Origin of the sequence: Streptococcus sp. FSL W8-0197 (genome assembly GCF_037963785.1) — a bacterium.
Classification (GTDB): domain Bacteria; phylum Bacillota; class Bacilli; order Lactobacillales; family Streptococcaceae; genus Streptococcus; species Streptococcus oralis_CQ.
In genome coordinates, this window is record NZ_CP150168.1 from 1,909,757 (window position 1) to 1,924,337 (window position 14,581).

Genomic DNA, 14,581 nt, shown 5'->3' on the forward strand with positions numbered 1-14,581 from the left:
CAATACTTAGGCAACTTCTTCTGCTTCGACTTCTTCGGCCAAATCTTTTTGTTGGCGCCACATCTTGTAAAAGACTAAGGCTAAAAAGAGAACATTGATAATGATGAACAAAATATTCGTTCCTTGTGCAAATGCTCCCATTCCTAGGCCGAGGGTAGAATCTTTGATTAATTGAACCGCATCTTGAACATTCATATAGCTATAAACCAAACCAACAATCGCTAGTAGAACATAGCCAATATAAGCATAGTTTGCGAATTGCACATTTTTACGTACTAGAAATACAAAGGCTACTACAACTAAAATTGCAGATAAAACAATCAACAACGTATTAAAAATAGAGTGCGATGACGCTGTTACTTGGTAAGTATAGTTGACTGTGTCTTCTAATTGCTGAGCAGTAAGCGTCCCGCTATTCGCCAGGCTAGCACGAAGCACATCTTTACTTGGCAATGGACTCAAGATTCCAAATAATGACATAGATGAAATGAGGGCTGATAAGACTAACAAAACCCAAAGATAAATAGGATTCTTTTTCATGTTTTCCTCCAAAAGATATTTTGAACATTATAGCATTTTTTGTACAGGAATACAACTTTTACAAGCTAGTTTCAACTTGTTTCCGATAAGCTTTCGGTGATTTTCCGCACAATTTACGGAAAACCTTATAGAAATATCCAACATTACTATAGCCAACTGCATAGCAAATATCTTCGATGCTATCACTGGTCGACAGTAAGAGTTGCTGCGCTGCCTTAATTCTCTGTTTATTGAGCAATTCCGCAAAGGTTGAGTTGGTTTCCCTCTTGATCAGCTGACCGAGATAGACAGGATTGATAAAGAGATCCTTGCTAATATCCTTAAGTGAGAGCTCTTTCTGATAATCACGCCCAATCACCTCCAGAACGCTCACCACATTTTCATTCATGCGATACTGGCCAAAGAACTTGGTCAAGGTTTCTTTGATATAGGCAACCAATTCTTCAAAGGTGTTAATGGCATGGATAGCTTTGACAATCTCGGTCATATCATCTGCTTTTAGGTGTTCAAACAAATGAAAGACATCCATGACAAACTGGGTAAAGAGCTGCTTCGTGATAGCCACGCGCGGGGTATTCTCCAAGACGACCTTCTCTAGCAAGGTTAATTCTTCGATGATTTGATTGATATTCCCTTGGATAATCACCCGATAAATCGGCTCGTAATAGGCAAACAAACTCTCGGATTTTTCTAGATTAACTGAACCGTAGAAGAGGGCTTTTTCAGCGTTGATCTTCCAATTCTCAAAGGACTGCTGGTAGGGTGCTTCAAATGGTGTCACGACGATGCCATCGAGCGGTTGATCAGAGATGAAAATCTGCCAGTCTTGCCCCAAAACATAGTAAGGAATGGTAAAAGAACCCTGCTTTTCCTTGGATAGACCAATCCACCAGCTGTCTTTACCTGACAGGTAGTTCGTAAATCCTGTCTCATCCAATTCTTGACTGAGGGTCTGACTTTGTTCCACCTTTTCCTGAAGCTGCTGCGCAATTTTTTCTAATAAATTGCCCAACTCCACCTTGTCTACTGGCTTGACCAGATAATCCACGACACTAAGGTTCATGGCTTTTTTAACGTACTCAAACTCCTGATAACCAGACAGCAAGATATAATAGGTATCTGGAAGTAGCTCTTTCATTTCCCTAATCATCTCAAGTCCGGTCTTATCTGGCATGTTGACATCGGAAATGACCACATCTACTGGATTTTTCTTAATATAGTCCAAAGCATCATCTGCGTGATTAGCTGTTGCGACGACTTGCATATCCCATTTTTCAAAGGGGATTAATCGCTTGAGCCCCTCTGTCACCATGTACTCATCGTCTACTAATAAAACTTTATACATTTCTACCCTTTCTATTCATCCTGGATAGTGATATGGTAACGAACACCTTCTTGCTCAGCTGACTCTACACTGATTTGGTAGCGATCCCCAAAGTAGAGAACAAAGCGTTCGTGTACATTTACTATTCCAATTGATTGCCGCTCCCCACTATAGCTTGCCTCGTGTTCAAAACTTCGTTGAGCTAATTTTTCTTGCAAGCTAGCTAGTTTCTCAGCGGGCATTCCTCGACCATTGTCTTCCACTAGGATTTCAACGAAGCCTTGGCCCTTCAAGGCTTTGATACTGATGACATTATCCGTTCTGCGATGGTCAACACCATGGGCAAAGTAGTTTTCTACCAATGGTTGGAGTGTAAATTTTGGAATCCTCATTTCTTCCAATTCTGGTGCAATCTTGAAACCATAGGCAATGGATTTAGGATAACGCACCATGCAGAGATAGCTATATTTTCGGCAAAATTCCAACTCCTGCTTCAAGGTCGTTTCCCGCTCGTCAGAGATATTGTTGCGTAACAAGCTACTAAATTCATAGATAATATCTGCCAGTTCATCCTGACTTTGCATGACGGCATACATCCGTAAAAACTCCAGAGTATTGTACATAAAGTGAGGATTGATTTGAGCCTGCAGGGCTCGCATATTGGCATCTTTTTGACTGAGCTCTAGCTGATAGATATCATGGATATTTTTTTCCAGGCGATCCAACATATCATTGGTTGTTTCTGCAATGAGAAGCAACTCTTGGTCTTTTTCAGAGGTATCGATTCGAAGGCCTTCTTCTCCTTGAGCAATCACCTCGATCGAATCAACTAGGTCTACGACCTGCTTTTGGTAATTTGAAAAAGTCTGTCTAAGGGTCACGTACAAAATAATGATAAAGAGAATACTTAGCCCAATAATGACAGCTGAACTCGTCAAAGTTCCTGTAAGAACAAAATTTTTAGGAACAGCGACTCGAACCTGATAACCATGAGAGGTGACACCCACAAACCAGTTTTCTCGCTCGGCTGAGACCTTCTCCCCAATATGGAACATCTCGGTCTCAAAAGGCGAAGTTACTGTTACAGCCATTGGGATATGACCCCGAGTATTGTCAATAGCGCCATGTAAAACATCCGGGGATAGGGAGATATAGATCACTCCTAAATCCTTGTCAGACACAGGATCGGAAACAGGAATGGCAAAACTATTGGCTGTTGGCTTAAAATCCTCTGCAGGAATTTTCTCTCCACTGCGTTTTTCTCTAGTCGAAACATACACTTCCTTATAGTCCTGAAGAACAATAGCCACTCCAGTCACAAAATCATTCCGAACATAGAGGTCATCAATATTTTCATACAGGGAAACCGATATATAAGGCGAAGTTTTACGCTCTAATTGCCAATAGAAATAGTCTGGTGTGCTGAGACTGAAATACTTGTAAATCCCTTCGATGCGGGCCTGATTTTCAACCAAAGACTGAGCAAGTTGGGTTGACTCTCTGTGATAGTATTCCACTTCACTCACTGTCCGAGTGGTCACACGTTCTGCAACCCGTTGGGCCTCCTTCTCACGCGAGTCCCAGTCAGCATACGATAACATAATCGCAAAACTGGCAATGACCACGATCATAACCAAACTATAAATCCGTAAAAGAGAGTGAAGCCAGAACTGCTTCATTCTATTTTGTCGCCAATTTTTCATGGATACTTTCATAAATAGGTTCCAACATATCACTGATAAAGAAATGCCACATTCCAATTCCTACAAAAAAGAGCAAGGCAGGCATATAATAACCAACTCCTACAAGGAGAGCGGACCCGAGTAAAACCTTGGCAATCGCAGGTAGGCTCATAAAAATCCCAATAAGGGATAGTTTCAAGGTATTTTGGTAGGATAAATCAAAGTACACCTGAAGTTTCAAGGACACAGTATAGGCTAGAAAGACAAGGGCAACTACAAGGACATTGAGAAAGGTCGCCAAGAGGTGGAAAATCGTCTGGTGGGGCAATTGAACTAGAAGGTATAAACCATAAACTAGGACAAGATCCACAAACACAAAACTATAGAAAGCCAGATTACTCTTGACAAAATTGCTCTTATACAATTCCCAAGCTTCCTTCAAATGGTAGGCTCGATAGGTATAACCATGCTCCGCATACAAACTCATCAGGGTGGCACTAGCTGGTGCCAAACCAAAGACCACTCCTCCTGCTAGTGTTAATAGCCAGAAATAAGCCGTCGCAATCATTCCCAAAAAGATACGATTAAAGACGAATTCTAGAAACTTTCCCATGCTACTCTCCTTAAACTAACGATGTAACTATTATATCATATTTCAAGCGTTTTCAAAAATTTAGAACTCCCATTTACAATCCTCAAAAAGCGTGATACAATTGGTTTTGTTAATTCGCATCAAGGAGATTCTCATGAAGAAAAATATCTTAACCACCCTCTTGGCCGCCGTCCTCTACTTTCTCTGTGTAGGGATTGGAGTCTTCCTAGGACACCTGGTCGATCAAACAGGCAATATGTTCTACGCGCCGGCCTTTTCTGCCCTTGTCGGTGGCAGTGTCTACATGCTTCTTTTGACGAAGGTCCCTCGTTTTGGTGCCATTACCACTCTCGGGCTCTTTATGGCTCTCTTTTTCCTAGCTAGCAAGCATGGCACTGGTGCCTTTCTCCCAGGACTCGCCTGTGGTCTTGCAGCAGATGCCATCGCTCGTCTCGGAAACTACAAAGACCGAATCAAAAACACCCTCTCCTTCCTCGTCTTTGCTTTTAGCACAAGTGGCCCTATCTTCCTCATGTGGATCCGTCCCAAAGCTTACGTGGCCACCTTACTTGCGCGTGGGAAATCCCAAGAATACATCGACCGTATCATGGTCGCTCCAGAGTTGGACAAAATCCTTCTCTTTGTTTCAAGCATCCTCCTAGGTGCCTTGATCGGGGCTGTGGTTGGGCAATTTCTAAGTCAAAAAATAGCCGATAAACTATAAGGTAAAAGCCCTGAAGACTAGCAATGCCTAGTTCCAGGGCCTTTTTGTATACAATCTTAAAATTCACTATAGATAAATTCTTGAATATTCGAAAAATCGGTCACAAAACAGTAAATCACGATGCTCAAGATAACCGTATAAAAAAATAGTGTCCACAAGATTAAACGATGTGTGTTAGTTAGCTTGGTTTGCAAATTTGTAAAGTTCTTTTTCAACTTCCATCCATCCTTTCACTCCAACGTGCATCACGTCAAATAAAAAGTAATCATCATACTCTCTGTTTCCATAGTTTAATACGGTTGCACCATGGCTTTTTGCGACATCTTCTATTTTTTTATAAGTTTTTTCTCGCATCTCTCTTGAGACACCAGTGTAGTCATTCCATTTCCCGTTTACTGGGAAAATAATAACCTCAACTTCAATGCCCAATTCTTTGGCAACTGTCAAGAAGAGTTCCATATCTGAATATTCTGGTGACTCCAGATAGCTCAAATCTTTATTGGAATCTTTCAGCGATGCATAGCGATCTTTTAAGTAAGTATTGTAGTAGTTATTATCAACAGCATAGTCATTATTGTCTGTTTTCTTTTTGACCTCTTCCACAAACTGATTCGTCATTTTCTCCCAATCATAGTCTGGGGTTTTATCCCCTAGTGAAGGATAATCTGATTTCTCATGATTTTCATAAAATTTTCGTTTGAGCTTAAAGGAATACATCGCGTTCTCAAACTCTAATAGTTTTTTATCAACAATAGTTCCTTTTCCATCTATGAAATAACTTTTGTATTTTTTGTAGATGTCATTTTGTTGCTTGTTCCCCTTGGTAATCTCGATAATGCGATTGATTAGTTTTTCTTTCGTTTCTTTACTAATCTTGTCATTATCTAGCATGTGAAAAATATGTTCCTGAGAAGCCTTGTTCAAAAAGGCATCTTGATGAGTCCCATCTTTTTCAAACCACTGAACAGACTCTACTATAGCTACTTTTCGCTTGCTCATAGATCCTTCAATAGAGGCTAAAGTAGAGGCTTGAATGATATTTTGAGAATAACTGGTCCCAATCTGCATGATATTAAAATCGTTGTAGTTAAAAATTTTATTTGGATGATAGTCCTCATTTATCGTCGCAACCAACTCTGAGGAACCCATTAGAACTAGTGTATTGGGGGTGATATTGCTTGTTATAATATCTCTACTTTTATACTTTTCATACGAGGTGCTATAACGAATACTGTTATCCTTGACTTTATAATAATCATCAAGCTTCTTGACATACGTCACATTTAAAAGGGCAAGCGTCGCAATTACGAGCACAAGCGATAGTAAAAATGCTTTTAATTTAATCATCTCGTTTTATCCTATCCCTTCGGTCTGGAAGATTTCTTTTCAATCTCTTATCTCTTTAAAATCGTCAGTAAGATTTTATAGGGTTCACCTGAAAAGATAAAGAAACCAATCATAACCAAATTCATGGTCACAAACCAACTTAGTAGCTTATACCAGTTCTTATTTTTATTTTTTTTATAAAAATTGCTTTTCTTTTGATACACTTCAAATCCAGCCATCAAGACACCATGATAAAAACCATAGACAATGTAACTAACACTAAGACCATGCCAAAAACCCATGACCAACATATTGACCATATAGGCATAGGTTGCATTGTGTAGTCTATTTTTAAACCATTTTTTCCTGATAACTTGCATCAATACTCTTGAAAATACAAAATCTCTCAACCAGGTCGACAAGGTGATATGCCATCTGGTCCAGAAATCTTTGATATCGACACTCAAGAAAGGTTTGTTAAAGTTCATCGGTGTCTGAATACCTAGAATATTACTACTTCCAACGGCCATTAGACTGTAGCCTGCAAAGTCAAAGAACAGATACAAGGTATAGAGGTACATATACTTGATTGAGTAAACGACTATGTCCGTATTATTTAGAGCGAGTAACATCTGGTAAACATAGGTTGATAAAACAATCTTGTAAACAAGGCCTAGAACGATACGATACACACCATCCCCTGCTAACTCTAGATACTCTTTTCGTGGCATGACCTCGTTCATCTCTTTTAAAAATCTCCTACTCCGATCAATTGGACCAGCACTAACTGTTGGGAAAAAGAGCAAAAACTGTAGATAATCTTTTACACTGATTTTTTCTTTGATTAAGCCATCCGATATTTCTAGCATGATCTGAATGGTCTTAAAGGACATGTAAGAAATTCCAATAAAGGCCAACAAATGCAGAGAAGTCAGGGCAAAGACTTTATTGATTACCAAAGGAAGAATGGAAAGGAAAACCAGTGGTTTCAGCCGCTTTGCCTCTATCCGCTGTGCTAGAAAAACCAGGAAATACTGGTAAACGATAAAGGCGAGCAAATAGACAATCATCGCTCGACTCTTACCATAGATAGCTCCTGCAAATAAGAGGGAGAGCGCCAAAATATAGTAGTCTTTACGTTTTTCAAAAAAGTTTACCACAAAACCAATCAGTAAAACTACAAACCAGAGAAGGAAAAACTCATTCCCCTCGAAATAATTCATACCAGACAAACTCCTTTACATTATCATCTCTTCTACAGCAAAGTTTCTGACTTGCTAATTGGGGACCTTTCTTTATTATAGCATATTTCTAAAAAGAGGCTTTATCCTTCTTGCATTTCAGTGAGAAAACAAAAAGGAGTCCCTTTGAACTCCTTCCATTTATTTATGACTTAATTTCTTGGTCAAGAAATCTCCCAAGAACTGGATTGTAAAGATAATCAAGATGATAATAATGGTTGCCAAGATAGTCACATCGTGATTGTAGCGGTTAAATCCATAAGCGATGGCTACGTTACCGATACCACCAGCACCAACTGCTCCCGCCATAGCTGTTTCCCCAACAAGGGAAATCAAGGTCACAGTCGTCACACGAATCAAATCTGGAAGACCTTCTGATAGGTAAACACCCACGATGTCCCAGAAGGTCGCTCCGCTCGCTTGAGCCGCCTCAATGACACCACCATCTAACTCAGCCAAGACAACCTGCACCTGACGGGCAAAGAAGGCAAAGACTGCAAAAGAAAGGGGGACAAGGGCTGCATTTGGCCCGATACTAGTCTTGACGATCAAGTGAGACAGTGGCGACATGATTGCCAAGAGGATGATGAAAGGAACCGCACGGAAAATGGAGGTGATCTTGTCTAAAATCCAAAAGATAACCTTATTTTCCAAGACACCACCTGGTGCTGTCAAGACGAGGAAAAGACCTGCTACCAACCCCAAGAACCCTCCGATGATGAAGGAAAGAACTGTCATATAAAGAGTTAGGTAGATGGCTGTTCCCCAGCCTGCCTGACCAGCCCAGCCCATTTTATAGACATTTGGTAAATAGGTTTGAATCAATGATTCCATCTTACTGTCCTCCCTTCAATACTTTTAGTTGGACACCAGCCTGACGGATGGCATCTTGAGCACCTGCTAGCGATACTTTTTCACCTGACAAGACCACCACCAATTCTCCAACGGGAGTACCATCGAGAATTTCGATATTTCCATAGAGGATATTGGCCGTTACTTGGTAATGTTTGTACAATTCATTCAAAAGTGGTTCGTCTGTCGAAGCCCCTGCATACTTGAGCTGCACTAAAATACTGTTCTCAGATAAATGTTCTACGATTTCTTGCTTCTCAATCTTAACCATGGCTTCATCAATACCTGTAGCTGTTGAGATAAAGTCCTGTGTCAAAGGTTGTTTAGGATCTGAGAAGATTTCAAGGACACTGCCCTCTTCAATCAAACGACCATCCTGCATGACTGCTACACGATTAGCAATGTCTTTGACAATCTGCATTTCATGCGTAATCAAAACAACCGTCAAGCCTAATTTTTGGTTCAAATCTTGCAACAAGGCCAAAATCTGCTTGGTTGTCTTAGGGTCAAGGGCAGACGTTGACTCGTCTGAAATCAAAATTTTTGGATCATTGGCCAAGGCACGCGCAATGGCCACACGCTGTTTTTGTCCTCCAGATAGTTGTGACGGATAGTTTTCTGCACGATCAGCCAAGCCAACCAAGTCCAACAACTTGGCTACTTTAGCTTTCTTTTCTTCCTTGCTGAGTCCAGAATGTTTAAGGGCAAAGGCCACATTCTCCTCGGCCGTTTTCTGGCTCATAAGATTAAAGTGTTGGAAAATCATCCCGATATCTTGACGTTTCCGACGTAACTGTTCCGCCGTCAAAGTGACCTTACCATCAAAAATCACATCGTCATCAATGGTAATTTTCCCTGCAGATGGTTTTTGCAAGAGGTTAATCACCCGTACAAGGGTTGATTTCCCTGCTCCAGAATATCCAACGATTCCGTAGATATCCCCTTCTTGGATGTGAATGGTCACATCCTTGACCGCTGTGATGGTTCTCTTCTTTTGGTGAAAAGTCACATCAATCTGATCTAACTTGATAATATCTCTACTCATAGCTTCTAATCAGCTCCTCTACTAATTCAATATGGGTGTAGTAATCGGCGATTCGCACATTTTCATCTCCACCATGGTCTCGGCTATTGGCATTTCCTAGACCGAAGGCCACCATTGGTACCTCTAGGGCATCAAAGACCGTATGCATGGGTCCTGTCCCCGCTGTTGTCGGCAAAACTGAAACGCCCTGTGGATAGAATTTCTTGGCCAACTCGATTACGTTGAGAATAGCTGGCGCGCTCATATCGCTTCGATAGCTCATCTCTCCCAAGGTATAGTATAATTCTACCTTATCAAAGCCATTTTTGTCTAGCTGTTTCCGAATTTTTTCCAGAACATCATGCGGTTCTAAGCCAGGAACCAAACGAACTTCTAACTTGGCACTGGCTTCTGCTGGCAAAATCGTTTTAACCCCTTGACCTTGATAACCTGACTGAATCCCTTCGATATTAAGGGCTGGCTCGAAAAAGAACCGTTTTAGAAAGGCTGCACGTTCCTCTTGTAAGAGAGGCAATTCCAAGCCATAAATGCGACTGATTTCCTCAGGATTGCGTTGGGCGTAGGCATCTACCAAGGCTAGTTCTCGTTCATTTGGCTCTTGAACATTCTCGTACAAGCCTTCTACCAAGATACATCCATCAGCAGCTCGCAGACTACTTAAGGCCTGGATAAGATACCACGGCGCTGACTCCACGACACCACCATAACTCGAGTGGATATCCACATCCGCACTTTTCACCTTAGCATCAAAGGTCACAATCCCCTTGTTTCCGCCAGAGATTTCCAGCTGTTCCAAGGCGTTCTTTGTCCCTTGTTCCCAGACTAGCAAGTCCCCCCCACGAAGTTTGTCTGCGTGTTTCTCTAAATACTTATCTAGATCCATGGAAGCAGACTCCTCTGCCCCTTCCATGATAAAACTGATATTGACAGGCAGGTCATCATGGTGCTGCATATACTTTCTCAGAGCACTCAAACGAGCCGTGATGTGGCCTTTGTCGTCGTCAACCCCACGTCCATACATAAAGCCATTTCGCACAGAAAGGGTAAACGGATCCTCTGTCCACACCTGGTCGCCATCCGCTGGCACGGTGTCATAGTGATTATAGAAGATCAAGGTCTTGGCATCCGGACGCGAACTCTTGAAATGCGCCATGACAAAAGGCGCCGTGTAGCTCTCATCAATCTCAACTTCAGCTCCCACACGCTTGAAAATCTCACCCAGATAGTTTGCGACCTCCTTGAGTCCAACCTGTTGGGCAAAAACTGATTTCTTGGAAATCAAGGTGCGCAAGACTTCAAAATAATGTTGGGCAACATGATCCTTCTCAAATTTTTCAATCTGCTCTTGTTCGCTAGGAAAAACCATTTTCTCTCTCTTTCTACTACGTACTTGCGTCCTCAAAACGACAACAAGTGCCTCTTTAAAATCAACTCTCTATACAAAAGCAAGAGGTGGAAACTCTCTCCCACCTCCCTGTGTCTTATTACCAAACTGGTTGGTCCAAACCGTCTGATGTTTCTTCGATAACTTTTTTCACTTCATCAGTGTGGTAAGCTGCGATAATTTTCTTGATAGCATCAGCCTTAGGTGATGATTCCCAATCTTTTTTCGCAACAATGATGTTGTACCATTGTTTTGAGTTTTCATCAGCTTGTTCTTTGAAGAGTGCTTTCTTGTAGTCCAATTTTGCTTCTGTAACGAAGGTATTGTTTACAACGGCAGCATCAACTGATGACAATGAACGAGCTGTTTGACTAGCGTCCAATTCAGTAATCTTCAAGTTCTTTGGATTTTCTGTGATGTTAGCAACTGTTGCAAGTGCAGTTCCAGAAACATCCAATTTGATCAAACCAGCTGATTGCAACAAGTAAAGCGCACGGCTTTCGTTTGTTGCATCGTTTGGTACGGCGATTTCACCGTTATCTGGGATTTCTTCCACTTTAGTGTACTTGTTTTCTTCCCCATTTTTACCTGAGTAAAGGCGGATTGGTGAGATGTAGGTATCTGCAATCGCTACAAGGTCTTTCCCGTTTTCTTTGTTCCAGTTGTTCAAGAAGTTGTAGTGTTGGAAAGCATTCAAGTCTACTTCGCCATCAGCAGTTGCCTTATTTGGTTGAGAATAGTCTGTGAACTCTGTGAATTCCAATTTAATTCCATCTTTTTCAACTAATTCTTGGATTTTATCCCAACGCGCTTCTTCAGAACCGCTACGGTTAACTGTTGCAATTTTGACAACTGTTTCGTTGTCTGCTTTCTTTTCTGAATTTCCGCAAGCTGCAAGAGTCAAACCTGCGACTGTAGCAAGAGCTGCTACACCGAGCCATTTTTTAATTTTCATGATTCTTTCTCCTTTAAAAATAATACCGTAATAGTATCTCATACTTTATTTGAATTAGCAAATTGTTATTAGATAGGCAGACATATAGTTTGAAACTATATACCTAAAAATTGAGAAATCATCCGCCTTTCTCAGACTGGATGATTTCATACGACTATTTAATATCAGCTTCTGCTGGGAGGTAAGTGTCCCCGAAGAACTGTTTAGACAATTTTTCAAGAGTTCCGTCTTTGTAGAGTTCTTGGATACGTTTGTCTACAAATGATTTCAACTCATCTTGACCTTTAGCAAGAAGTGGGTAAACGTAAGGTTGTTGGTCGCTTGGAAGTTCAATGACTTTCAAGTTGTCCAAACCTTGGTTCTTGATAACTGTTTCAACACCAATTTTATCGAAGATCTTGTAGTCAAACTGACCATCGCTCAAACGAGACATGATTTGTTGGAAATCAGCTTTGGTATAGTTAAGAACCGTTGGATTGTCAGCGTGTTGTTTGTTATAATCTTCTAGCTGTTTAGCTGATGTTGTCCCTTGAACGACTTCAGTAGACTTACCTCCGATGTCATCAAGTGATTTGATGCTGTCGTCGTCTTTCTTCACAACGAGAACGTTAGGGTTTTTAGCAGTTGGAGCTGCATAAAGGTACTTTTCAGCACGTTCTTTGGTATAGCTGATATTGTTCACAGCCATTTGATAACGGTCGCTATCAAGACCTGCAAAGACACCTGACCACTCTGTCTTTTCAAACTTGACATCGTATTTGTCAGAGTCTTTAAAGATAGCACGGACTACTTCAATCTCATAACCAGTCAACTCGCCATTTTCTTCGTAGTTGAATGGTTTTGGTGAAGCATTGGTTGCAACGATAATTTCTTTCTTACCAGATGCTGCTTCACTAGTTGCAGTATCTTTCTTATCTCCACCTGAGCAAGCTGCTAGTACACCTGCGGCAACAAGTCCTAGAGCAGCCAGAGATGAATATTTGACGATTTTTTTCATGTCATTTCCTCCAAAATAGAATACTTTACTATCTTAACAGAAAATATTTTTTTTCGCCATTATATGATATCTATCTCGGTGATAGGTTTTTTTTATGGCTGACTAAAAGACTAGACGCAAGACTGCAATCAAGACCACTCCAAAAAGAACCGTACCCACTAGATTGCGGTAGCGAAAGGCTATCCAAGCCGTTGGAAAGACTGCTAAAAAGTCCAGCCATTTGATCTGGGGAAGGCTGCCAACCTTTCCAGTCACCACGCTTGAAAGGATCAAGGCAAAGATAATGGAAACAGGCAAGAACTTCAAAAACCGCTCAACGATAGCTGGCAACCCCTTGTACTTAACCAAGATGAAGGGAATCATACGGGGAATCCAAGTCACTAGGCCTGAAAAGATAACGGCTAACAAAAGATATTTACTGACCATCTAAGACCACCCCCATGGTACAACCTAGCAAGGTCGCAAACAAAACAGCTAGCGACTGAGACACTACTGTCAAGAGCAAAAAGAAGGACACCGCAACAACGGCTAGGATCCGCAGCAGATTCCGTACAGGAACCCGTCTTTGCATAATCTGAAATTGCGAAGTAAAAATCCCGATAAACATCCCAACAAGGGCAAAGTCTAAGCCAAAGACTTCAGGATTTGGAAGAAGGCCACCTAAAGCTGTCCCCGCCACTGTCCCAATAAACCAGGCTACATAACTATTGAGATTGTTCCCGTGCATCCACATAGGATGGACTTTGTCTGTATGGGCTAATTCGCCCATCAAAACTCCATAGGTCTCATCAGTCAAGAGGCTAGACATACCGATGTTTTGCCAGAGACTAGTATGACGGAAATAGGTCGATGCATGCAAGCTCAGCAAAAAGAGTCGCAAGTTGATCAAAAAAACTGTCATAGCAATGGCTGCCACAGGCGCTTGTACCGCAATCAGTGCCAACATGGCAAACTGGGCACTCCCAGCATAAACAAAGAGGCTCATCAAGCCCATCTCAACAGGTGTCACATAAGGCGCACCAATAATCCCACAGGCTAGACCAATGCTGACATAGCCAAGAGCAGTCGGCATGGCCGCCTGAACACCTTCCCAAAATCCTTTTTCTTTCATCCTTCTCCTCATATTCTCTCCAATTGCGGCTGTTCGTCATCACAGCCACAGCACGGACTATTATAACATATTCAAAGAAGAGAAAAAAGTTTCGGATTCGAAACCTATTGCCAGAAAAAGTGCTGAAGAGGAAGCATCATGGATACATGAGAAATTGATCCACTCGGATAGTATACTTATCGGTTTCTGTGTCTGTAGCATATTTATTTTCTGTTGGATAGACATCCACCCAGAGTTCCCACTGTTGTCCCTTCAACTTGACCTTGTAGCGATAACCGTCATCATAGAGGCCTACTGTATCAGTTGTCATGGACTGGTAATCTGGGAGTTCTTCCAGTTCTTTTTTTACAGTCTGGGATAGATTGTTAAGCACTACTTTCTGCTCCACCTTTGAAGTTACAGGAATATGAACTGTCGCTTCTTCCAAACGATGCGATTTTGAAAATGTAAAGGTCGCTCGGCCTGGATAGCCTTTCAAAGTAATCTGCTCATAGTGATAGAAAAGGCGACCTGTTTTATAGAAATATGGGTCTTCTGCACGCCAAGTGTCGCGATAGGCCGTTTCCTTTTCTTCCTCCACCTCGCTTGCCTTTCCAAATCCTTCTTCAAAAGATTTAGGAGACATACCGAACGAAAGGGATTCAAACAAGACCAGTTGTGTCTTTTTGATATTCTGGCAAGCTGATAAAAGCATGAGTAAAGCTCCAAGAGCAAGCAAACTACTGATTATTTTTGTAAATCTCATATTTCTACTATACAAAAAAACTCTATGATTGACAAACTTTGATAGAGTCGGATTCCGTGATTG

The 14,581-nt window shown here is 41.4% G+C and carries 15 protein-coding genes; 1 reads left to right on the plus strand and 14 read right to left on the minus strand.

The features are described from left to right. Positions 1–6: 6 nt before the first annotated feature. From NYE79_RS09375 to NYE79_RS09390, 4 genes are read right to left on the minus strand one after another with little or no spacing between them, the layout of a single operon-like run. Positions 7–540, minus strand: coding sequence for a hypothetical protein (locus NYE79_RS09375; RefSeq protein ID WP_000740038.1), 534 nt, complete (start codon positions 538–540; stop codon positions 7–9). A gap of 58 nt (positions 541–598) precedes the next feature. Then, positions 599–1,885, minus strand: a complete 1,287-nt coding sequence (locus NYE79_RS09380) for a response regulator transcription factor (protein ID WP_000278905.1) — start codon at positions 1,883–1,885, stop codon at positions 599–601. Positions 1,886–1,896: 11 nt separating this feature from the next. Next, positions 1,897–3,567, minus strand: coding sequence for a sensor histidine kinase (locus tag NYE79_RS09385; protein ID WP_000800569.1), 1,671 nt, complete (start codon positions 3,565–3,567; stop codon positions 1,897–1,899). Further along, positions 3,545–4,159: a DUF624 domain-containing protein gene (locus tag NYE79_RS09390; RefSeq protein WP_000514460.1), complete on the minus strand. Its 615-nt coding sequence runs from the start codon at positions 4,157–4,159 to the stop codon at positions 3,545–3,547. The genes NYE79_RS09385 and NYE79_RS09390 overlap by 23 nt, the downstream gene beginning before the upstream one ends. Before the next feature lie 133 nt (positions 4,160–4,292). Between NYE79_RS09390 and NYE79_RS09395 the strand changes: the two genes are divergently transcribed. Further along, a complete protein-coding gene (locus tag NYE79_RS09395; RefSeq protein ID WP_125328309.1) occupies positions 4,293–4,862 on the plus strand; it encodes an MptD family putative ECF transporter S component in 570 nt (189 codons plus the stop codon). A gap of 174 nt (positions 4,863–5,036) precedes the next feature. Here the strand turns inward: NYE79_RS09395 and dltD are convergent, their stop codons facing one another. From dltD to NYE79_RS09445, 10 genes are all read right to left on the minus strand, one after another. Continuing rightward, positions 5,037–6,209 (minus strand): D-alanyl-lipoteichoic acid biosynthesis protein DltD, encoded by a 1,173-nt coding sequence (gene dltD, locus NYE79_RS09400; protein ID WP_084918067.1) that lies wholly within the window; start codon positions 6,207–6,209, stop codon positions 5,037–5,039. Positions 6,210–6,256: 47 nt separating this feature from the next. Next, a complete protein-coding gene (gene dltB, locus NYE79_RS09405; RefSeq protein WP_084918065.1) occupies positions 6,257–7,411 on the minus strand; it encodes a D-alanyl-lipoteichoic acid biosynthesis protein DltB in 1,155 nt (384 codons plus the stop codon). 159 nt (positions 7,412–7,570) lie between these two features. After that, positions 7,571–8,263, minus strand: coding sequence for a methionine ABC transporter permease (locus NYE79_RS09410; protein WP_000444640.1), 693 nt, complete (start codon positions 8,261–8,263; stop codon positions 7,571–7,573). Between the two features lies 1 nt (position 8,264). Beyond that, entirely contained in the window at positions 8,265–9,326 is a 1,062-nt protein-coding gene (locus NYE79_RS09415; protein WP_049477567.1) for a methionine ABC transporter ATP-binding protein, read from the minus strand. Further along, positions 9,319–10,692 carry a M20/M25/M40 family metallo-hydrolase gene (locus NYE79_RS09420; RefSeq protein WP_125328312.1) on the minus strand — a complete coding sequence of 458 codons (1,374 nt, stop codon included), beginning with the start codon at positions 10,690–10,692 and terminating at the stop codon, positions 9,319–9,321. The genes NYE79_RS09415 and NYE79_RS09420 overlap by 8 nt, the downstream gene beginning before the upstream one ends. A gap of 118 nt (positions 10,693–10,810) precedes the next feature. Continuing rightward, a complete protein-coding gene (locus tag NYE79_RS09425; RefSeq protein ID WP_000694533.1) occupies positions 10,811–11,665 on the minus strand; it encodes a MetQ/NlpA family ABC transporter substrate-binding protein in 855 nt (284 codons plus the stop codon). A 154-nt stretch (positions 11,666–11,819) separates the two neighbouring features. Further along, positions 11,820–12,662 (minus strand): amino acid ABC transporter substrate-binding protein, encoded by an 843-nt coding sequence (locus tag NYE79_RS09430; protein WP_000724967.1) that lies wholly within the window; start codon positions 12,660–12,662, stop codon positions 11,820–11,822. Positions 12,663–12,764: 102 nt separating this feature from the next. Further along, entirely contained in the window at positions 12,765–13,088 is a 324-nt protein-coding gene (locus tag NYE79_RS09435; RefSeq protein WP_044021513.1) for an AzlD domain-containing protein, read from the minus strand. Further along, positions 13,078–13,773, minus strand: a complete 696-nt coding sequence (locus tag NYE79_RS09440; protein ID WP_000659754.1) for an AzlC family ABC transporter permease — start codon at positions 13,771–13,773, stop codon at positions 13,078–13,080. Before NYE79_RS09440 ends, NYE79_RS09435 begins: the two co-directional genes overlap by 11 nt. 136 nt (positions 13,774–13,909) lie before the next feature. After that, positions 13,910–14,518: a hypothetical protein gene (locus NYE79_RS09445; protein WP_049489438.1), complete on the minus strand. Its 609-nt coding sequence runs from the start codon at positions 14,516–14,518 to the stop codon at positions 13,910–13,912. Positions 14,519–14,581: the final 63 nt, after the last annotated feature.